This is a genomic window from Rhodopseudomonas palustris (assembly GCF_034479375.1).
GTDB classification, from domain to species: Bacteria; Pseudomonadota; Alphaproteobacteria; order Rhizobiales; family Xanthobacteraceae; genus Rhodopseudomonas; species Rhodopseudomonas palustris_M.
On the sequence record NZ_CP140155.1, the window covers coordinates 2,989,075 to 3,010,378 of the forward strand.

General features: G+C 66.5%; 20 protein-coding genes. 11 read left to right on the plus strand and 9 right to left on the minus strand.

Annotated features, from left to right (window positions below; translation table 11 throughout):
• Window positions 1-64: 64 nt before the first annotated feature.
• The 9 genes from SR870_RS13475 to SR870_RS13515 form a co-directional block, all read right to left on the minus strand.
• Window positions 65-757, minus strand: a complete 693-nt coding sequence (locus tag SR870_RS13475) for an NnrU family protein (RefSeq protein ID WP_322514063.1) — start codon at window positions 755-757, stop codon at window positions 65-67.
• 270 nt (window positions 758-1,027) lie between these two features.
• Window positions 1,028-2,680 carry a phosphoglucomutase (alpha-D-glucose-1,6-bisphosphate-dependent) gene (gene pgm / locus SR870_RS13480; protein ID WP_322514064.1) on the minus strand — a complete coding sequence of 551 codons (1,653 nt, stop codon included), beginning with the start codon at window positions 2,678-2,680 and terminating at the stop codon, window positions 1,028-1,030.
• Between the two features lie 129 nt (window positions 2,681-2,809).
• On the minus strand, window positions 2,810-3,643 hold the full coding sequence (locus SR870_RS13485) for an alpha/beta fold hydrolase (RefSeq protein WP_322514065.1): 834 nt from the start codon (window positions 3,641-3,643) through the stop codon (window positions 2,810-2,812).
• 187 nt (window positions 3,644-3,830) lie between these two features.
• A complete protein-coding gene (locus SR870_RS13490) occupies window positions 3,831-4,205 on the minus strand; it encodes a response regulator (RefSeq protein ID WP_322514066.1) in 375 nt (124 codons plus the stop codon).
• A 128-nt stretch (window positions 4,206-4,333) separates the two neighbouring features.
• A complete protein-coding gene (locus SR870_RS13495) occupies window positions 4,334-5,170 on the minus strand; it encodes a phosphodiesterase (protein ID WP_322514067.1) in 837 nt (278 codons plus the stop codon).
• A gap of 24 nt (window positions 5,171-5,194) precedes the next feature.
• Window positions 5,195-6,256, minus strand: a complete 1,062-nt coding sequence (locus SR870_RS13500) for an ABC transporter ATP-binding protein (protein ID WP_322514068.1) — start codon at window positions 6,254-6,256, stop codon at window positions 5,195-5,197.
• Window positions 6,253-7,038 carry an ABC transporter permease gene (locus SR870_RS13505; RefSeq protein WP_322514069.1) on the minus strand — a complete coding sequence of 262 codons (786 nt, stop codon included), beginning with the start codon at window positions 7,036-7,038 and terminating at the stop codon, window positions 6,253-6,255. Before SR870_RS13505 ends, SR870_RS13500 begins: the two co-directional genes overlap by 4 nt.
• A gap of 4 nt (window positions 7,039-7,042) precedes the next feature.
• Window positions 7,043-7,858, minus strand: a complete 816-nt coding sequence (locus SR870_RS13510) for an ABC transporter permease (RefSeq protein ID WP_322514070.1) — start codon at window positions 7,856-7,858, stop codon at window positions 7,043-7,045.
• A gap of 156 nt (window positions 7,859-8,014) precedes the next feature.
• Window positions 8,015-9,022, minus strand: coding sequence for an ABC transporter substrate-binding protein (locus SR870_RS13515; protein WP_322514071.1), 1,008 nt, complete (start codon window positions 9,020-9,022; stop codon window positions 8,015-8,017).
• Window positions 9,023-9,428: 406 nt separating this feature from the next.
• Between SR870_RS13515 and SR870_RS13520 the strand changes: the two genes are divergently transcribed.
• From SR870_RS13520 to atzF, 11 genes are all read left to right on the plus strand, one after another.
• Window positions 9,429-9,713, plus strand: a complete 285-nt coding sequence (locus SR870_RS13520) for a hypothetical protein (RefSeq protein ID WP_322514072.1) — start codon at window positions 9,429-9,431, stop codon at window positions 9,711-9,713.
• Window positions 9,714-9,946: 233 nt separating this feature from the next.
• Window positions 9,947-10,414, plus strand: a complete 468-nt coding sequence (locus SR870_RS13525) for a hypothetical protein (RefSeq protein ID WP_322514073.1) — start codon at window positions 9,947-9,949, stop codon at window positions 10,412-10,414.
• A gap of 370 nt (window positions 10,415-10,784) precedes the next feature.
• Entirely contained in the window at window positions 10,785-12,404 is a 1,620-nt protein-coding gene (locus SR870_RS13530; RefSeq protein WP_322514074.1) for an ABC transporter substrate-binding protein, read from the plus strand.
• Between the two features lie 187 nt (window positions 12,405-12,591).
• Window positions 12,592-13,605, plus strand: a complete 1,014-nt coding sequence (locus SR870_RS13535) for an ABC transporter permease (RefSeq protein ID WP_322514075.1) — start codon at window positions 12,592-12,594, stop codon at window positions 13,603-13,605.
• A 5-nt stretch (window positions 13,606-13,610) separates the two neighbouring features.
• Window positions 13,611-14,540: an ABC transporter permease gene (locus tag SR870_RS13540; protein ID WP_322514076.1), complete on the plus strand. Its 930-nt coding sequence runs from the start codon at window positions 13,611-13,613 to the stop codon at window positions 14,538-14,540.
• Window positions 14,541-14,701: 161 nt separating this feature from the next.
• Window positions 14,702-16,543 (plus strand): ABC transporter ATP-binding protein, encoded by a 1,842-nt coding sequence (locus SR870_RS13545; protein ID WP_322514077.1) that lies wholly within the window; start codon window positions 14,702-14,704, stop codon window positions 16,541-16,543.
• A gap of 153 nt (window positions 16,544-16,696) precedes the next feature.
• On the plus strand, window positions 16,697-16,876 hold the full coding sequence (locus tag SR870_RS13550) for a DUF4089 domain-containing protein (RefSeq protein ID WP_322514078.1): 180 nt from the start codon (window positions 16,697-16,699) through the stop codon (window positions 16,874-16,876).
• A gap of 13 nt (window positions 16,877-16,889) precedes the next feature.
• On the plus strand, window positions 16,890-18,281 hold the full coding sequence (locus SR870_RS13555; protein ID WP_322514079.1) for an AtzE family amidohydrolase: 1,392 nt from the start codon (window positions 16,890-16,892) through the stop codon (window positions 18,279-18,281).
• A 14-nt stretch (window positions 18,282-18,295) separates the two neighbouring features.
• Window positions 18,296-18,691, plus strand: coding sequence for an oxalurate catabolism protein HpxZ (gene hpxZ, locus SR870_RS13560; RefSeq protein ID WP_322514080.1), 396 nt, complete (start codon window positions 18,296-18,298; stop codon window positions 18,689-18,691).
• Entirely contained in the window at window positions 18,688-19,422 is a 735-nt protein-coding gene (locus tag SR870_RS13565) for a GntR family transcriptional regulator (RefSeq protein ID WP_322514081.1), read from the plus strand. Before hpxZ ends, SR870_RS13565 begins: the two co-directional genes overlap by 4 nt.
• 12 nt (window positions 19,423-19,434) lie before the next feature.
• On the plus strand, window positions 19,435-21,234 hold the full coding sequence (atzF, locus tag SR870_RS13570; RefSeq protein ID WP_322514082.1) for an allophanate hydrolase: 1,800 nt from the start codon (window positions 19,435-19,437) through the stop codon (window positions 21,232-21,234).
• The last annotated feature ends 70 nt before the right edge of the window (window positions 21,235-21,304 follow it).

The window sequence follows — 21,304 nt, forward strand, 5'->3', positions numbered from 1 at the left end:
CCGGCACGAAGTTGTGCCAACGCAAACTCGCGAACGATTTGCGACTGGTTCCCGTCGGAACGCCTCAAGGCAGCGGCGAGACGCCGATCACCAGCGGATGTAGCAGAAGCAATACGAGCCAGGCGGCAAGGCCAATCGCGACCCGCGCGAGGCTGATCCGCCATGACCGCGGCTTGAAGCGCCCGGCAATCAGCGCGGCGAACGGCCAGAACGAGGTGCGCGCCGCGAGCGCGTTCCAGGCGTCGGCACCGATCCGCCGGCGCTTGCGACGATCGATGATCGCCATGCCCGCGAGCGCGATCAGCGCGAAGAAGCCGAACAGCAGGACATGGGCGAGGTCACCGTTCGGAACCACATGGGCGGCGGCCCACAATCCGATCGCCCATAGCAGCGGATGCCGGACGATGCCGACGATGCCCGGCTGCTCCGGATCGAAGCGTTTGCGTGGATCGCCGCCGAACGACAGCGGATTGGCGGCGCCGATGCCGAAGGCCGCGAGCTGGCAGGCCAGCGGCAGCGCCAGATTGGGAATCCACATCTGCCACGGCTCGAACGCCCACAATTCGACGAACGGCGCGCGGCCGGTGGCGACGATCAGCCAGGTCAGCACGATCAGCGACTCGATGCTGTAGGCGATCAGGAAGCCGGTTTCGCCGAGTGCCTGCACCAGCCTGGCACGAACCGCGGGCCGCGCCGGAACGGCATGGCTGAGCAGGAACACGACGAACGCCGCGACGAACTCGGTCCAGCCGGTCAATTCATCTCCTCAGCCTGTTCATGGTCCCGACCCGCGCGCGCTCGCGTCATCTGCGCTGGCAGCACCTTCGATCACTTCGCGAAAGTCCGTTTTGCCAAGCAGTCCGTCGTGGCCGGGCTCGTCCCGGCCATCCACGTCTTTTCCGCGGCTGCCGCTGCAAGGCGTGGATGCCCGGCACAAGGCCGGGCATGACGAGTTTGAATGGAAGCGCCCGAGATCACGACCGCATTTCCGGACGGGCTCTCAGGATGACGCCCCTTGCGGTCTACCTCATCCCGCCGCGAACATCGCGCTCAGCGCCGCCTGCGCCTCCTGCTGGATGCGCGTCAGGTGCTCGGCGCCGACGAAGCTCTCGGCGTAGATCTTGTAGACGTCCTCGGTGCCGGACGGACGCGCCGCGAACCAGCCGTTGGCGGTCGTCACCTTGACGCCGCCGATCGGCTGGTTGTTGCCGGGCGCGTTGGTCAGCGTCGCGGTGACCGGCTCGCCGGCGAGTTCCCTGATGCCGAGCTTGTCGGCGGTCAGCGTCTTGAACAGCGCCTTCTGCGCGGCCGAGGCCGGCGCGTCGATGCGCGCGTAGAAAGGCGCGCCGAGTTCGCTGGTGAGCTGCTGATAGATGGCGCCGGGATCGGCCTTGCTGTTCGCGGTGATTTCAGCCGCCAGCAGGCCGAGGATGACGCCATCCTTGTCGGTGGTCCAGACGCTGCCGTCGCGGCGCAGGAACGAGGCGCCGGCGCTTTCCTCGCCGGCAAAGCCGAAGCCGCCGCCGATCAGCCCGTCGACGAACCATTTGAAGCCGACCGGGGTCTCGACGACCTTGCGGCCGATCTTGGCGGCGACGCGATCGATCATCGCGCTCGACACCGCGGTCTTGCCGATCGCTGCATTCGCGCCCCATTCCGGCCGGTTGGCGAACAGATAGGAGATCGCGACGGCGAGATAGTGGTTCGGATTCATCAGGCCGCTGGAGCGGGTGACGACGCCGTGGCGGTCGGCATCGGTGTCGTTGGCGAAGGCGACGTCGAAATCGTCGCGCATCCCGATCAGCCGGGCCATCGCATAAGGCGACGAGCAGTCCATCCGCACCTTGCCGTCCCAGTCCACGGTCATGAAGCGGAAGGTCGGATCGACCGCGTCGCTGACGACCTTGGCGTCGATCCCGTAGCGCTCGATGATCGGGTGCCAGTAATGCACCGCCGCGCCGCCGAGCGGATCGATGCCGAGCTTGACCCCGGAGGCGCGGATCGCCTCCATGTCGACGACGTTGCGGAGATCCTCGACATAGGGCGTGACGTAGTCGCGGCGATGCACGTTGTCGGCCTTGCAGGCGCGGGCATACGGAATGCGCTTGACGCCCTTCAGGCCGGCTTCGAGCAGCGCGTTAGCGGCCTTCTCGATGACGGAGGTCACATCAGTGTCGGCCGGGCCGCCGTTCGGCGGATTGTATTTAAAGCCGCCGTCCTCCGGCGGATTGTGCGACGGCGTCACCACCACGCCATCGGCGAGGCCGCTGTCACGGCCGCGATTATGCGTCAGGATGGCGTGGGAGATCACCGGCGTCGGCGTGTAGCCGCCGTGCTGGTCGATCACAACGTCGACGCCGTTGGCGGCGAACACTTCCAGCGCGCTGACCAGCGCCGGCTCGGCCAGCGCGTGGGTGTCGATGCCAATGAACAGCGGCCCGGTGATGCCGGCGCCGCGACGATGGTCGCACACCGCCTGGCTCACCGCCAGGATGTGCTCCTCGTTGAAGGCATTGTTGAACGACGAGCCGCGATGCCCCGAGGTGCCGAACGCGACGCGCTCGGATGCGACTTTCGGATCAGGCTTGCCGGCGAAATACGCCGTCACCAGGCGCGGCACGTTGACGAGGTTGTTCGGATCGACGGTCTTGCCCGCCAGCGGGCTCACCTTCGCAGCCATTATCGCACTCCATGCCGTGATCGAGAAACGCCCGGATCAGGACGCGATCCCTCGCCTGCCCCGCGGCGGCCGTCAAGGCCGCACCGGCTGCAGATGCTCCGGCAATTGGGCAGGCGATGCGCGGAGGCGCTACGGCCCCATCGCCCGCGGGTCGCTGTTCAACCTTCGGGTATCCACCGGACCGAGCCTGCTGTTGGCATCTTCCGACAGGAACTGGTCGAGCGTCGACTGGATCCGCGCCTTGACGCTGTCGGGGCCGCGGTCGCTCAGCTCGGTGTGCTGGGCGCCGGTGTCGATGATCTCGATGCCGGCCTGCTTGGCGACGTTCGGATCGGGCAGCACGCCGGGATCGGTCTTGAAGTGCGGGTCCTTGGACCGGAACGACAATATCTTGGCGAAGCCGGAGGTCACGAACGGCACCCGCAGATTGTCCAGCGTCACCACCCGCCGCACCAGTTCCGGATGCTGCTGGGCGAAGAACATCGAGATGTCGCCGCCGTTGGAGTGGCCGACCAGCGTCAGATGATCGTAGTCGGCGCTCGGGACGATCTTCTTGAGCTGGTTGATGGCGAAGAAGATGTTCTTCTCGCCGCGCTCGTAGACCGCCAGCCGGCCGACATAGAGCGAGCCCTGATGCGTCATCAGCGGCGCGTCGGTCGGCAGATCGTGCTGGATACTCGCGACCAGATAGCCGCGCGCCGCGAGAACGTTGGCGAGGAACGAGTATTCGGTGTTCTTGACGGTGTTGCCGTGGCTGACGATGGCGACCGGTAGCGTCGACAGGCCGGCCTCTGATTTCATCTCGGCGTCGCGGCGCACCGCGAGGTAGACGGCGATCGGCCGCTTCCGCGCTTCGTCGTAGAAGCTCAGCGTCTCGTGCCTGATCGCCCAATGGCTGAACGTGAAATAAGCAGCGGCAGCCACCGCGCTCAGCCCCAGCAACACTGTCAATGGTCGCTTCATCGATGATCCGTTGCGGCCGTTACGTCAGACACTCTATTTGGGCCGTCAGACTAGCGCAGAAAGACCATCGATTAGAACGGGATAGATTAAATTTTGGAAACCGCGACTTTCGCTGCAGCGCGAAACAGCGCTTTCGGGGCCATCGGCGGCGTAACGGTGGGCAGTCTTCCGTCAGGCAGAATTCCGATCAGGCGGTGATTTCGGCCAGAAGGGTCGTCACCTGGCCCGACGTGTACGGCTTGGCCAGGAACCGGCCGCCGTCCGGCAGATCGGTTGCGCAGACGTTGATCCGCCCCGACGTCGCGATGATCTTGATCGGCGGCCAACGGCCGCTGATTGCGCGCGCCAGCTTCAGCCCATCCATCGATCCGGGAATCTGAATGTCCGTGAACACGACGCGGATGTCATGGCGGCTCTCGAGAATCGCGATCGCGTCGTCGGCATTGCTCGCCTCGACAGCCTCGAAGCCGGCGTCCTCGATCATGTCGATCGCGTTCATGCGCAGTAGTGCTTCGTCTTCGACGACGAGGACGATCAGCTTCGTGCTCATCGAGTCGGGCATTCTCTTGACCTCATGTAGAGGTCAGTCAAAGGTTCTGGCGGTCGATCGTTCCGGGCGAGACCGAGAATCACTAATGGACTCGCGAACTTCGCTATCTCGTCGGTTAGTTCCGCGGTCTGCGGCGGAACTCACAACAGCTTTCCGTCGGATCCGAAGAACGGATGCGGGCCGTCGTAAGCGCCGATCGGGACCTGGTGGGTGACGAGGTCGCCGAAGCTGTCGTCGGCGAACCAGGCGTGCAGATGAAACGCCGGCGGCTCGATCCGGAACGATGGTTCGAGCAGTTCGCCGAGATCGAGTGCAACCGCGTGGTTCGGCGCGGGGCAGATCGTGGCCGGCACGCCGGCGAATTGCGTCAGCGTGGCCCGATGGACGTGACCCGCGGCCACCAGCTTGACCCACGGATAGCGCTCCACGATCGTCGCGAAGGCGGAGGCGTTGCGCAGATTCTGGCGGTCCATGTGCCAGATCCCGGTGCGGAACGGCGGATGATGCAGGAACAGCAGCGCCGGCCGCCGGTCGGACGACGACAGCACGGCATCGAGCCATTGCAGCGTATCGTCGTCGAGTTCGCCGTGCGGCTGGCCGTGCACGCTGGAATCCAGCAGCACGACGTCGACGTCGCCGACCGGCTGCACCTGATTGAGCGCGCCCTCGGCCGGAAACAAAGGCTGGGCGAACGCCGTGCGCATCAGATCGCGCGAATCGTGATTGCCCGGTATGGCGACCAGCGGAATCTGCAGCGGCGCCAGCAACCGCGTCAGATGCGCATATTCCTCCTCGGTCGGCGTGTCGGCGAGATCACCGGAAATCACCACGAGGTCGGGCCGCGGCGCCAGCGCGTTCAGCGTGGCGACGCAGCGTTCCAGCGCGCGCGCGGTGTCGACCTTGCCGTAAGCGAGGCTGTCCGGCGCCTTGATATGCAGATCGGAAATCTGCGCGATCAGGATCGGCTTTTGCGCCATCGTCGTCTCCTTGTCAGTCGTGTCTTATGAGCCGTCCGGCAGCAGCCGGATCGCCTCGGGCGCCACCGCGAGTCCGATCCGGTCGCCGGTGCGGATCGCTACGGCGTTCGAAGCATCGATCGACAGCGGTCTGTCGGCCACGCCCGACACCACGACGCGCTGGCGGTCGCCGACGAAGCTGACGCTGTCGACGAGGCCGGTCAGTGTCGCTGCGTCCGGCGGAACGATCGCGATCGTCTCCGGCCGGATCATCGCCACCACCCGCGGCCGCGCGCCTGCATCGGCCAGCGCCAGACGCCCGCCCGGCAGCCGCAAATGGCCCTCGGCGATCTCGGCCTCGAGAATGTTGGCGGCGCCGACGAACTCCGCGACAAAGCGGCTGACGGGCCGGAAGTAGATCTCGCGCGGCGCGCCGATCTGCGCGATCGCGCCTTTGCTCATCACCACGATGCGGTCGCCGAGTTCCATCGCTTCGGACTGGTCGTGGGTGACGTAGATCGTGGTGATGCCGAGCGAGCGCAGCAGCCGGTTGAGCTCGCCGCGCAGACGGTCCCGAAGAGCAGCGTCGAGCGCGGTCAAAGGTTCGTCGAGCAGCAGGATGCCGGGACGGATCGCCACCGCGCGCGCCAGCGCGACGCGCTGGCGCTGACCGCCGGAGAGCTGATCGATCCGGCGGTTCTCGAGCCCGGTGATGTTGGTCAGCGCGACCAGTTCGGCGACCCGGGCGGCGCGCTCCGGCTTCGCCACGCCGCGGATCTTCAGCCCGTAGCCGATATTGTCGGCGACCGTCATGTTCGGGAACAACGCGTAGGATTGAAACACCATGCCGACATTGCGCTGCTCGATCGGCACCCGCGTCATGTCGGCGCCGTCGAACAACACACGGCCGCCGGCATCGGCCTGTTCGAGCCCGGCGATGATCCGCAGCATCGTGGTCTTGCCGCAGCCGCTTGGGCCGAGCAGCACCAGCGTCTCGCCGCGCGCGATGTCGAGCGTCGCGGGCGACAGCGCCCTTGTGCCGTCGGCGAAGGTCTTGCCGCAGGCCTCGATCCGCACCGCCACGCCGTGTCCGGCATCCGCTTTCATGATTTCGGCTCCCGCTCGGCCAGCAATTGCATCGCCACCAGCAGCGGGACGATCATGATGAAGAAGATCAGCGTGTAGGCCGACGCCACTTCGAGCCGCATCGAGGCGTAGGCGTCGGCGAGCCCGACCGGCAGCGTCTTGGTCAGCGGCGTGTGCAGCATCCAGGTCAGATTGAATTCGCCGAGCGACAGCGTCACCACCATCAATGATCCTGCGAGAATACCCGGCCTCGCATTCGGCACGATGACATCGACGAACCGCCGCCACGGCGACGCGCCGAGCGAGGCCGCGCCCTCGTCGAGCGTGCGGATGTCGATGGTGGCGAACACCGCCATCACCGAGCGCACCATGAACGGCATGGTGAACACGACGTGGCCGGCGAGGATGAACAGCCAGGAGCGGCGGAACGTGCCGAAGCCGCCGTAGGTCAGCAGCAGCGCCAGCGCGATGGCGAGTCCCGGGATCGCCAGCGGCAGCGTGATGATCTCCTCGATCAGGCGCGACAGCCGGCCGCCGCGGACATGCAGCGCGTAGGCCGCCGGCACGCCGACCAGCAACGTCACCGCCAGCGTCGCGAACGCGATCACGAACGACAGCAAGATGGTGTCGGCATAGAGCTCCCACACCTGCACCACCCATTGCAGCGTCACGCCGGACGAGATGCCCCGGAAGTAGTTCACGGTCACGCCGGCCGTGATCGACAGCAGCGCCGGCACCACGAGGAACGCGGCGACCAGCAGCGTGAACAGCAATTGTCCGGTGAAGATCAGGCGGTCGCGCATCGGCCTAACCGGTCGCCGCGACGGTGCCGCCGCTGAGCGAACGCGCCAGCGCCAGCATCGCCCACGAGATCAGCCCGAGGCCGACCGACAGCGACGCGGCGGTGGCGAAATTCGCCGCCAGCGTGAACTCGGTGTAGATCAGCATCGGCAGCACGTCGATATTGGTGGCGAGCGTGAAGGCGGTGCCGAAGGCGCCCATCGCGGTCGCAAACGCGATCGCGCCGGAGGCGACGAAAGCCGGCCCCAGCGCCGGCAGCACGACGTCGCGCTGCACCGCCCACGGGCTGGCGCCGAGCGAGCGCGCAGCTTCCTCGAGGCCGGGATCGAGCTTCTGCACCGCCGCCATGATGGTGAGGATGACGCGCGGGATCGAGAAATACAGATAGCCGAGGAACAGTCCCCAGATCGAATAGGCGAACACCACCTTGCCGCCGCCGAGCAGCCGCGTGACGTCGCCGATCAGCCCCTGTCGCCCGGCCAGCAGAATGATGAGGAAGCCGATCACGACGCCGGGAAACGCCAGCGGAAAGGTCAGCATGGCGACCAGCACGGCGCGGCCAGGGAAGCGATGCCGCTGCAGAAAGATCGCCGCGATGGTGGCGATCACCAGCGTCGCCACCGTGGTCGCGCTCGCCAGCACAACGGTGTTGATCAGCGTGGCGCGGTAGCGCGGCTCGAGCACGATCGCCAGATAGCCGGCGACACCCTGCGGTCCTTCGGCGCCGACCACCACCAGCCGGGCCATCGGCAGCACGAAGAACGCGACGGTCAGCACCACGAGGGGAGCAAGGCAGGCGAGCGCGAAGGAGCGTTGAGACATTACAGCGTGATTAGATGGGCATGAGTACTTCGACAGATTCAAACACTCGTCATGGCCGGGCTTGTCCCGGCCATCCACGCCTTGGGTGCGGCGCCGGCTGGAAGGCGTGGATGCCCGGGACAAGCCCGGGCATGACGAGTCTCATTGCGACTGGCTTCAACGCACCTCGGCCAGATAGCGGTCGGTGAACGCCTTCTGGGCCGCTTCCATCTTCGCCCAGTCGACGCTTTTCGCGCGGGCATAGTCGCTGTCCGGCAGGAACTTCGACTTCACCGCCTCGGGCAGTTCGATCGGCCGCGCCGGCCGCAGATAGGCATTCGTCCAGATCGCCTGCCCCTTGTCGGACAACAGATAGTCCATCACCTTCTTCGCCTTCTCGGCGTTCGGCGCGCCCTTGGTCAGGCTGACCACATAGGGAAACACCACCGACCCCTCGCAGGGAATGACGAAGGCGAACTTGCCCTTCTCGGTGTATTTGGCGCGGTAGGCGTTGAAATCGTAGTCGAACAGGATCGGGATTTCGCCCGACACCACGCGCGCATAAGAGGTCTGCTTCGGCACGATGGCGTCGTTGCCGTGCAGCGCCTTGAAGAACGTGATCGCGGGCGAAAAGTCGGCGTCGCTGCCGCCGAGCGCGAGATTGACCGCGACCGCGCCGACATAGCCGACCGCCGCCGAGGGCGGATCGAGGTAGCCGACCATGCCCTTGTAGTCGGGCTTCAGCAGATCCTTCCAGCAAGCCGGCACCGGCTTGCCGCCGAGCGCTTCGACATTGACGAACAGGCCGAGCGTGCCGGAATGGATTGCGGTCCATTCGCCGTCAGGGTCCTTGAGCCCGGCCGGAACCTCGTTCCAGTGCTGCGGCTTGTAGGGCTGGGTGACGCCCTGCGCCTTGGCCTTCATGCCGAAATTGACGCCGAAATAGCCGATATCGGCGACCGGGTTGCTCTTCTCGGCCAGCAATTGCGACAGCGCCTGGCCGGAGTTCTTGTTGTCGAACGGAATGTCGTAGCCGAGATCCGTCTTGATCGCCTTGAGCATCGACGCCCAGTCGGCCCATTGCGGCGGGCAGTTGTAGCAGATCACGTCCGCAGCCTGGGCGGGCCGGGCGACGGCGAACAGCGACAGCGCGATCAGCGCCGCAGCGAAACGAGCAATCGTCATGATATCTCCCGATGAGCCAGGCCTCGCGAAGCTGAATTACCTTCGCAACGCACGCGCTTCACCTAACGACCGCAGATGACAGGTTTGCGACAAACTCCTCTGCGCCGGGATCGACGTGACGCGGGTAACGCCCCGCAACGTCAGGGCGGCCGTGGAACTTTCGCTGCGCGCAGCAATTGAATGGCGAAGCTCGAGGCGTCCGGAAGATTGCCTGTTTCCGGATGCAGCGAAGAGTGGAGGCCAGCGCGGCTCGCGCGCTGAGTGCCTGGTTCCCGGTACGAACTGATCAGTTTCGACCGAGGCGTGGAAGCGAGAGATCGGGCCCGATCGGACGGTTGGCGCGTGTCATCGCGGCGGGCTTCACAGCAAGGGAAGCAAGGGAAGCAAGGGAAGATTGTCGATGCCGATGTCCACGAAGACCAATGCATGCAGGCCTTGGGATGACGAGCAGGTCGAGCGCCTGAAGGAATTGATTGCCAGCGGAGCGTCCGCCGTTCGGGCGGCGGCGGCGCTGAAGCGGGCGCGATCGTCCGTCCAGGTGAAGGCGCGGAAGATCGGAATGCCGTTCATGGCGAGCCGCGAGGCGAAGCGGCTGCGCGACGCCAAGATTGCGGAGGCGGAGAGCAAGCCGATGCGAAAGCATGTTGCGCCCGCGAGCGCCGAGCCGACACAGCAAATTGATGGGCGGTAGGTGAGAGCGGCGACGCGATGCGGTGTCGTCGCGACAGGTCGCCGCACCCAGCGTGCTGATCCCTGCATTTTCCCCATCCAGTTACCTTTAGTTTAAGGGCCAGGCACGCGAACGATTAGCAGTCAATATTTTTGCGGTGTATTCACAGAAATCAGCACATACTCGGCATGGCTCATGCCGCCCAACGAATCAAATTGGAAAGGCACCCGCAAAGCGGGTGATAGGGTAACCCGATGCAATACTGGATCATTGCATTCACCGCCGCTCTCATCGTGGTGATCGGCTATGCGGCCGGCCCCGTCGGCGCCGTGATTTCGCTGCTCGCATTCGCGGGCTCATTGTACCTGATGTGGGCTCGCCGACTCGGCTTCCGCGGCGCCTGGACCCGGTTCGGTCTCGATCGCTTCACCGCGCCGTTCTGGAAGGGCGAAAACTGGGAGCGATTCAACGCGATGTTCACCGACAGCGAGAGCGTCGTGAAGGCCGGCACCATCGCCGTGGCCCTGATCGCGCTGTCGCTGATCCTGCCGGCGGGCCAGGTCGGCCTGATCGCACTCGTCGTCGCCGCTTGGTACGCGTTCGAGGTCTACCGCAGCCATCGCCCGCTGGTGCGTCCGACGGTCGCGATCGAGTCCAATCCGGTCGGTGATCAGGTGATTTACGCCTCGGCGCCCCGCACCGAGACCGCCAAAATGAACTGACCCGCCGAACCAGCGGCGGACTTGTCCGCGGCTGGTTTAGACGTGAGACATCCGGACGGCGGCAGGGCAAACCTGCCGCCGTTTGCGTTGATGCTCCTGCCGACAGTTCCGTGCCTTGATGCGACCGAAGCCCTCCCGAGCGTCGCCCGCTGCTTTGATGCTCAGTTAGCAAGATTGCACATATTATGTGCATTTGAGGGCTCTTTGTATGCAATACTCCACTTGTCCTGCGACGCTCCCGGCGGGCCGCTCACAGGTAATTATCTTCACATTTTCAATAACTTAAATACGTTCAGCGCGCCCTGCGCCGTACTGGCATGAAGTTTGCGATCCAGGTTCCGACCCGAGTCCTCTTGCCCTGGAGTGTTTTATGAAGCGTCGCGATTTTCTCAAATCCGCCACCGCCCTCGCCGCCGGCGCGATGGTGCCGGCGCCCGCGATCTGGTCCGCCGCCAAGGCGGACGCGCGGTCGGAATCCCTGCTGGTGGTGTCCGAGAGCGGCCCGAACAATCTCGACATTCACGGCATCGGCACCAACGTGCCCGGCTACGAGGTGTCGTGGAACTGCTACGACCGCCTGATCACCCACGAGATGAAGGAAGGCCCCGGCGGCGTTCCCTACTACGACAAGGACAAGTTCAAGGGCGAACTCGCCGAGGACATGAACGTCGGCGACATGTCGGCGACGTTCAAGCTGAAGAAGAACGCGACTTTCCAGGACGGCACCCCGGTCACCGCCAAGGACGTCAAGTGGTCGCTCGACCGCGCCGTCAGCGTCGGCGGCTTCCCGACCTTCCAGATGAGCGCCGGCTCCCTGACCAAGCCCGAGCAGTTCGTGGTGGTCGACGACCACACCGTGCGCGTCGACTTCCTCAAGAAGGACAAGCTGACGATCCCCGACCTCGCGGTGATCGTGCCCTGCGTCGTCAACTCCGAACTGGTGAAGAAGAACGCTAGCGAGAAGGACCCGTGGGGTCTCGAATACACCAAGCAGAACACCGCCGGCTCGGGCGCCTATCGCGTGGTGAAGTGGACCGCCGGCACCGAAGTGATCATGGAGCGCAACGACAAATGGGTCGGCGGCCCGCTGCCGAAGATCAAGCGCGTGATCTGGCGCATGGTGCCGCAGGCCGGCAACCGCCGTGCGCTGCTGGAGCGCGGCGACGCCGACATCTCCTATGAGTTGCCGAACCAGGACTTCGCCGAGATGAAGCGCGACGGCAAGATCAACGTCGTGTCGCTGCCGATCTCGAACGGCATCCAGTATCTCGGCATGAACGTCTCCAGGCCGCCGTTCGATAATCCGAAGGTGCGCGAGGCGGTGGCCTATGCGGTGCCGTATCAGAAGATCATCGACGCGGTGATGTTCGGCCTCGCCAACCCGATGTTCGGCGCCGCCGCCGACAAGGCCACCGAAGTGAAATGGCCGCAGCCGACCAAGTACAACACCGACATCGCCAAGGCCAAGGCGCTGATGGCGGAGGCGGGCCACGCGGCCGGTTTCGACACCACACTGTCGTTCGACCTCGGATTCGCCGGCGTCAACGAGCCGATGTGCATCCTGATCCAGGAAAGCCTCGCGCAGATCGGCATCCGCTGCACGATCAATAAAATCCCCGGCGCCAACTGGCGCACCGAGCTGAACAAGAAGGTGCTGCCGCTCTACGTCAACATCTTCTCGGGCTGGCTCGATTATCCGGAGTACTTCTTCTACTGGTGCTACCGCAGCGGCAATTCGATCTTCAACACCATGAACTACAACTCGCCCGAGATGGACAAGCTGATCGAAGGCGCCCGCGTCGCCGCCGCGGCCGGCGACATGCCGACCTACGACAGCGACGTCAAGGGCTTCGTCGATCTGGCGTTCAGGGACATCCCGCGCGTGCCGCTGTACCAGCCCTATCTCAACGTCGCGATGCAGAAGAACATCAGTGGCTTCGCCTACTGGTTCCACCGCCGGCTCGACTACCGCACGATGGTGAAGGGCTGAGCGTGATGACGCTGCGCGCCTTTCTTCCCCCTCTCCCGCTTGCGGGGGAGGGTCGGGGTGGGGGCAGCCACGAGGATGGCGTCCCGTTGTGGACCCCCACCCCCGACCCCTCCCCGCAAGGGGGAGGGGAGCAGGCTCGGCCCCGTCGGTCCCTCGGCAATCACGATGTTACTAAGGGTATGATCCAATGCTCACCCTGATCGGCAAGCGTCTGATGTTCGCGATCCCCAGCCTGATCGGCGTGGTGATCGTCACCTTCCTGCTGACCCGCGCCCTGCCCGGCGATCCCGCCGCGTACTTCGCCGGGCCCGCCGCCAGCAAAGAGGCGATCGAGCAGATCCGCAAGAATCTCGGGCTCGACAAGTCGCTGGCCGAGCAGTTCGTCCGCTACACCACCGAGCTCGCCCAGGGCGATCTCGGCCAGTCGCTGACCACCGGCCAGCCGGTCGCAACCGAAATCCGCAACCGGCTGCCGGCCTCGGCAGAGCTGACGCTGCTCGGTCTGATGCTGGCAATCGTGATCGCGATCCCGCTCGGCATCATGGCGGCGACGCGGCCGGGCTCCTGGATCGATCACATCTGCCGCGTCACCACCACGGCCGGCGTCTCCCTGCCGGTGTTCTTCACCGGCCTGCTGCTGGTCTATGTGTTCTACTTCAAGCTCGGCTGGTCGCCCGCCCCGCTCGGCCGGCTCGACGTTTTCTATTCCGCGCCGCCGACCGTCACCGGCTTCTATCTGATCGACAGCCTGATCGCGCGCGATCTCGAGACGTTTCGCTCGGCGCTGAGCCAGTTGCTGCTGCCGGCGCTGACACTGGCGATCTTCTCGCTGGCGCCGATCGCGCGCATGACGCGGGCCTCGATGCTGGCGATCCTGTCGTCCGATTTCGTCCGCACCGCGCGCGCCTCGGGCCTGTCGCCCACCAAGGTGACGATGACCTACGCGTTCCGCAACGCGATGCTGCCGGTGATCACCACGCTCAGCATGGTGTTCTCGTTCCTGCTCGGCGCCAATGTGCTGGTCGAGAAGGTGTTCGCCTGGCCCGGCATCGGCTCCTACGCGGTCGAGGCGCTGATCTCGTCGGACTTCGCCCCGGTGCAGGGCTTCGTGCTCACCATGGCGATCATGTACGTGCTGCTGAACCTGGTGATCGACATCCTCTACGGCGTGATCGATCCACGCGTGCGGCTGGAAGGATAGTGGACATGAGCAGCGTCGCGCCCCCGATCGACGAAACCGCCACGCCATCAAAGGCCGCAGAGGCCGCGCGACCGGCGCGGCGCTCCGGCCTCGTCGAGATGATCGCCCACACCCGCTACGTGCTCGGCGACAACCGCGTGACCGCCTTCGCCTTCGGCCTGCTGGTGGTGATCGTGTTCGCCGCACTGTTCGGCCCGTATGTCGTGCCCTACGACCCGATGGCCAGCAACACCGCGCAGGCGCTGAAGCCGCCGTCCGCGGCGAACTGGTTCGGCACCGACCAGCTCGGCCGCGACATCTTCAGCCGCGTCGTCGTCGCCACCCGGCTCGATCTGTTCATCGCGGTCGCCTCGGTCGTGCTGGTGTTCCTGATGGGCGGCCTCGCCGGCATCGCGGCGGGTTACTTCGGCGGCTGGACCGACCGTATCGTCGGCCGCATCGCCGACACCATCATGGCGTTTCCACTGTTCGTGCTGGCGATGGGCATCGTCGCGGCGCTCGGCAACACCGTGCAGAACATCATCATCGCCACCGCGATCGTCAACTTCCCGCTCTACGCCCGCGTCGCCCGCGCCGAGGCCAATGTGCGGCGCGAGGCCGGCTTCGTGATGGCGGCGCGGCTCTCCGGCAACAGCGAGATGCGCATCCTGCTGGTGCACATCCTGCCGAACATCATGCCGATCATGATCGTGCAGATGTCGCTGACGATGGGCTACGCCATCCTCAACGCCGCCGGCCTGTCCTTCATCGGCCTCGGCGTCCGCCCGCCGACCGCCGAATGGGGCATCATGGTCGCCGAAGGCGCCTCGTTCATGGTCTCCGGCGAATGGTGGATCGCGCTGTTCCCCGGCCTCGCGCTGATGACCGCCGTGTTCTGCTTCAACCTGCTCGGCGACGGCCTGCGCGACATCTTCGACCCGCAGCGGAGGACGTGAGCGATGATGAGTTGCTTGTCGACCATCCCGGCCGCCCCACGCGCCGCCGTCATGGCCGGGCTTGACCCGGCCATCCATCCCGTCTCGCAAGGACTCTTAGCAAGAGCGATGGACCGCCGGGTCAAGCCCGGCGGTGACGGATGGAAAATGTGGAGATTCCAATGACCACCCCACCCCTCCTCGACGTCCACGATCTCACCGTCGAATTCGCCACGCGCCGCGGCATCGTCAAGGCGGTGCAGCATGTCGATATTTCGGTCGGCAAGGGCGAGACGCTGGCGATCGTCGGCGAAAGCGGCTCGGGCAAGTCGGTGACCTCCTATGCGGTGATGCGGATTCTCGACCGCGCCGGCAGGATCGCCGAGGGTTCGGTGATGTTCGGCGGCATCGACATCAAGGCCGCGACCGAAGACCAGATGCGGGACCTGCGCGGCCGCGAGATCTCGATGATCTTCCAGAACCCGCGCGCGGCGCTGAACCCGATCCGCAAGGTCGGCGACCAGATCGAGGACGTGCTGCGCCAGCACGTGCAATCGACCTCGTCGGATCGCGGCGAGAAGGCGATCGCCGCGCTCGAGGCGGTGAAGATCGCCCGGCCGCGCGAGCGCTACCACGCCTATCCGTTCCAGCTCTCCGGCGGGATGTGCCAGCGCGTGGTGATCGCGCTGGCGCTGGCCTGCAATCCGCAATTGCTGATCGCCGACGAGCCGACCACCGGCCTCGACGTCACCACGCAGAAGGCGGTGATGGACCTGATCGTCGAACTCACGCGTAGTCGTGGCCTGTCGACGATCCTGATCACCCACGATCTCGGCCTCGCCGCCGCCTATTGCGACCGCGTCGTGGTGATGGAGAAGGGCCGCGTCGTCGAGACCGCGCTGGCCGCCGATATCTTCGCCAACCCGCAGCATCCCTACACCCAGAAGCTGATGCGCGCGACGCCGCGGCTGGGCGTGAGTTTGCGGGAGCTGCTGCCGGAGGATGATCAGACCGCGGCGCGCGCGCAAGGCACAGCGCCAACCACAAGTACACCCGTCATGGCCGGGCTTGACCCGGCCATCCATCCCGCTTCGTCAATAGCATCTCCCGAGGCGATGAACCCCCGGGTCAAGCCCGGGGGTGACGATGAGGCAAGTGGCACGCCTGCAGAGGCAACATCGCCGTCCGCTCCCCTCCTCGTGGTCGACAAACTCGTCAAGGAATATCCGCGCCAGGGCGCGACCGCCGTGCTCGGCAAACTGTTTTCGCGCAGCCCCCCAGTCGAGCCGGATGCGTTTCGGGCGGTCGACGGCATCAGCTTCCAGGTCGGCCATGGCGAGAGCGTCGGCCTCGTCGGTGAATCCGGCTGCGGCAAGTCGACCACCTCGATGATGGTGATGCGTCTGCTGGACCAGACCTCCGGCCGGATCACCTTCGACGGCGAGGAGATCGGCGCCATCCTGCCGGGACGTTTCGCGCGGTTGCCGCAGCGCAAGGCGATCCAGATGGTGTTTCAGGATCCGACCGACAGCCTCAACCCGCGCTTCACCGCGGCGCGCGCGATCGCCGATCCGATCATGCAGCTCGGCGACGTCAAGGGCCGCGACGCGTTGCGCGCGCGCTGCGAGGAACTGGCCGAGCAGGTCGGCCTGCCGCTCGATCTGCTCGACCGCTTTCCGCATCAGCTCTCCGGCGGCCAGAAGGCCCGCGTCGGCATCGCCCGCGCCATCGCGCTGGAGCCGAAGCTGATCATCCTCGACGAACCCACCGCGGCGCTCGACGTCTCGGTGCAGGCGGTGGTGCTGAACCTGCTGCAGGACCTCAAGCAGTCGATGGGAATGAGCTATCTGTTCGTGTCGCACGATCTCAACGTGGTGCGCCTCTTGTGCGATCGTGTCATCGTGATGCGCGCGGGCCGGATCGTCGAGCAGGGAACCTCCGAACAGGTGCTGGGCAGCCCGAAGGACGCTTATACGCGCGAACTCCTGACCGCGATCCCGCATCCGCCGCTGCCGGTGACGTGATGTCTGACCGCCATCGACTTTCCACGTCATTCCGGGGCGCGCGAAGCGCGAACCCGGAATCCCGAGATGATGGACACGAGATTCCGGGTTCGCTCGCTTGCGCGAGCGCCCCGGAATGACGAACCGAAAACGATGCTCGTAACAGGTGAAGCCTTGACCGATCCCCTCGACACCTACATCGACTCCGTCGCCGCCGCGCTGGGGCTCGCCATCGATCCCGCCTGGAAACCCGCCGTGCGTGCCAATCTCGAGGTCTCGCTGAGGCTGGCGCGGCAGGTCGATGAGTTCCCGCTTCCCGACGAAACCGAGCCCGCGAGCATCTTCAGTGCCTGATCACAAGTCCGATATGTCCACCGACTGGATGACCGCTTCGGAGATCGCAGCGGCCGTCACCAACCGCACGATGACCGCGCTCGACGCCACCCAGGCGGCGCTGGCGCGGATCGCCGAGGCCGAGCCGGTGCTCAACGCCTTCACCGACATCGTCGCCGAGCGCGCAAGGAGCCGCGCCCGCGCGATCGACGCTGCGCTCGCCCGCGGCGAAAAGGTCGGGCCGCTCGCGGGCGTGCCGTTCGCGGTGAAGAACCTGTTCGATGTCGAGGGCCTGACGACCCGCGCCGGCTCGAAGATCAACCGCGATCATCCGCCGGCGAAACGCGACGCCACCCTGATCGAGCGGCTGGAAGCCGCCGGCGCGGTGCTGATCGGTGCGCTCAACATGGGCGAATACGCCTACGACTTCACCGGCGAGAATTTTCACGACGGCCCGTCGCGCAATCCGCACGATCCGACGCGGATGACCGGCGGCTCGTCCGGCGGCTCCGGCGCCGCGGTCGGCGGCGGCGAAGTGCCGCTCGCGCTCGGCTCGGATACCAACGGCTCGATCCGGGTGCCGTCGTCGTTCTGCGGCATCTTCGGGCTGAAGCCGACCTACGGCCGGCTGCCGCGCAGCCGCTCGTTTCCGTTCGTCGCGAGTTTCGATCACCTCGGCCCGTTCGCGCGCAGCACAGCAGATCTCGCGCTCGCCTATGACGCGATGCAGGGGCCGGATGCCGGCGACGCGGCCTGCACGACGCGACCGCCCGAGCCGGTATCCGCCACGCTTGCGCAAGGACTCGATGGCCTGCGCATCGCGCGGGCCGGCGGTTACTTCGCGGCCAATTTGTTTCCCGAAGCCCGTGAAGCCGTCGATCGCGTTGCGAAGGCCCTCGATATCGGCAAGACGGTGGAGCTGCCGGAAGCCGCGCGCGCCCGCGCCGCGGCCTTCGTCATCACCACCGTCGAGGGCGCGTCGCTGCATCTCGACCGGCTTCGGCAGCGGCCGAACGATTTCGATCCGGCGGTGCGCGACCGGCTGATCGCCGGCGCGATGATCCCGGCGCCGCTGGTCGACCGCGCCCAGAAATTCCGCCGCTGGTATCGCGCCCGCGTGCTGGAGCTGTTCAGGGACGTGGATATCATCATCGCGCCGGCGACGCCCTGCGTCGCGCCGCAACTCGGGCAGCAGACTTTCATGCTCGACGGCGTCGAGCTGCCGGTGCGCGCCAATATCGGCATCCACACCCAGCCGATCTCGTTCATCGGCCTCCCGGTCGTGGCCGTGCCGATCCCGCTGCAGCCGATGCCGATCGGCGTCCAGATCATCGCCGCGCCGTGGCGCGAAGACCTCGCGCTGCGCGTCGCGCACGCGCTCGAAACCGCCGGCGTCGCCCGCGCGCCGCGCCCGCAAATCTTCTGAATAGGACTTTTGACATGGAACTCGATCTGCCCGACGTGCTCGCCGAAGTCGGCGAAGCCTTCGCCCGCTACGAAGCCGCACTGATCACCAACGACGTCGCCACGCTCGGCGAATTGTTCCGCAACCACCCGCGCACGATCCGCTACGGCATCGGCGAGAATCTCTACGGCTACGACGAGATTCAGGGTTTTCGCGCGGCGCGTTCGCCGGTCGGGCTAATGCGCAAGACCTCGCGCACCGTCATCACCGCCTACGGCCGCGACATGGCGGTCGCCTCGACGCTGTTCACGCGCGACAGCGCGCCCGGCAAGGTCGGCCGCCAGATGCAGACCTGGGTGCGCTTCCCGGAAGGCTGGCGCATCGTCGCCGCCCATGTCAGCGCCATCGACGAACCGCGGCCGGGCTCATGACCTTCGATTCCCTCCCGACCGAGCGCCGCATCATCGCGCCCAAACCGGGCGCCGGCGCGGTCGCGCCGGGCCAGCCTGCGGCGGTGATCGGCAAGACCACGCGCGCCGAGGAGTTGCGCCGGCAACTCGCCGACGAGATCGTGCGCGGCGCGCTGGCGCCCGGGGCGCCGCTCGATGAGACCGAGATCGCCAACCGCTTCAAGGTGTCGCGCACGCCTGTGCGCGAGGCGCTGCGGCAATTGGTGACCAGCGGCCTCGTCGAATCGCGGCCGCATCACGGCGCGGTGGTGGCGAAGCCGTCGTTCGAGCGGCTGAGCGGGATGTTCGAGGCGATGGCCGAACTCGAGGCGATGTGCGCCGGCTACGCCGCCGAGCGGATGACGCCACTGGAGCGCCGCGACCTCGAGGCGATCCACGACGAACTGCGGATGCTCAGTCACCAGGGCAATCCGGAGCGTTTCCACGACGTCAACGAGCGTTTCCACAACGCGATCTATGCCGGCGCGCACAACGACTACATCGCCGAAATCACGCTGGCGACGCGGGTGCGGGTGCAGCCGTTCCGCCGCGCCCAGTTCCGCAATCTCGGGCGCCTGGCGAAATCGCAGGCTGAGCACGACCGCGTCGTGGTCGCGATCATGCGCGGCGACCGCAACGCCGCCGCGGCCGCGATGCGCGGCCACATCGCGCTGGTGCGCGACGAATACGAAATCTACGCCGTCTCGGTGTGACTGGAGCCTCGTGTGACTGAAACCATCGCCGACATTCTCGCCGCGCATCGCGCCGGCACCTCGACGCCCGCGCAGACGATCGCAAGGTGCTATCAGCGCATCCGCGCTCATGCCGATCCCGCCCTGTTCATCACGCTGCGCGACGAGGCGGATGCTGTCGCCGAAGCCGTGGCGCTCGCCGCCAAGGATCCGTCGCTGCCGCTCTACGGCGTGCCGGTCGCCGTCAAGGACAATATCGACGTCGCCGGCCTGCCGACCACCGCGGCCTGTCCGGCTTTCGCATATCAGCCGGCGCAGGATTCCACCGCGGTGGCGAAGCTGCGCGCCGCCGGCGCCATCGTCATCGGCAAGACCAATCTCGATCAGTTCGCCACCGGCCTGGTCGGCGTGCGCTCGCCCTACGGCATTCCGCGCAATGCGATGCGCGCCGATCTGGTGCCGGGCGGCTCCAGCTCGGGATCGGCGGTCGCGGTCGGCGCTGGGCTCGTGCCGCTGTCGCTCGGCACCGACACCGCCGGCTCCGGCCGTGTCCCGGCGATGCTCAACAACATCGTCGGGCTGAAGCCGAGCCTCGGCCTGATCTCGACAACCGGCCTCGTGCCGGCGTGCCGCACGCTCGATTGCATCTCGGTGTTCGCGCTGAACGTCGACGACGCGATGATGGCGCTGCGCGTGATGGGCGCCCCCGACGCCGCCGATCCGTATTCGCGCGATCGGCCGGTCGCGGCGATGACGGCGATGCCGGACAAGCCGCGGCTCGGCGTGCCGCGCCCCGATCAGTTGCAGTTCTTTGGCGATCGGCACGCGGAGCAGGCCTATGCGGACGCGCTGCGACGCTGGACGAAGCTCGGCGCCGAACTGATCGAGATCGACATCGCGCCTTTGTACGAGACCGCGCGGCTGCTCTATGACGGCCCGTGGGTCGCCGAGCGCTACCTCGCGATCCGCGAGCTGATCGACGCGACGCCCGACGCGGTGCATCCGGTGACGCGGCAGATCACGCTCGGCGGCAAGGCGATCAGCGCGGCCGACACTTTCGCGGCGCTGTATCGCCTGCAGGCGCTGCGCAAGCTCGCCGGTCCGACCTTCGCGGCGATCGACGCGCTGGTGCTGCCGACCGCGCCGACCGCCTACACGGTCGAGCAGGTGCTGGCCGATCCGATCACGCTGAACAGCCGGCTCGGCACCTACACCAATTTCGTCAACCTGCTCGACCTCTGCGGCCTCGCGATCCCGGCTTCGATCCGCGCCGACGGCATCCCGTTCGGCGTCACGCTGCTGGCGCCGGGCGGCCGCGATGCCGATCTCGCCAGTCTCGGCCGTGTCTTCCACGCCCACACTGCGCTGCCGATGGGCGCGACCGGCACCAAGCAGCCGCCGCTCGCGGCGCTCGACGCGCCCGCGCAGGCCGACGCGATCCATATCGCCGTGGTCGGTGCGCATCTGTCCGGCATGGCACTGAACGGCGAACTCACCGCACTCGACGGCCGGCTGGTCCGCGCCGTCGCGACCGCACCGGACTACAAGCTCTATGCCCTGAAGGGCACGGTGCCGCCGAAGCCCGGCATGCTGCGCGTGGCAGCAGGCGCAGGCGCTGCGATCGCGCTGGAAATCTGGTCGCTGTCGCCGGCGGCGTTCGGGCGCTTCGTCGCCGCGATCCCGCAACCCTTGTCGATCGGCACGATCGCGCTGGCGGACGGCGCACAGGTCAAGGGCTTCCTCGCCGAGCCCGCCGCGCTCGACGGCGCCCGCGACATAACCCATTTCGGCGGCTGGCGCGCCTATATGGCGGAGCTGGCGAAGGCGGGGTGAGCGCCAAATCGTGCGTGGCGCGCCGCAAATCATGAGCAAAAATTGCCGGCGGCGACGACTATTCGCCGTC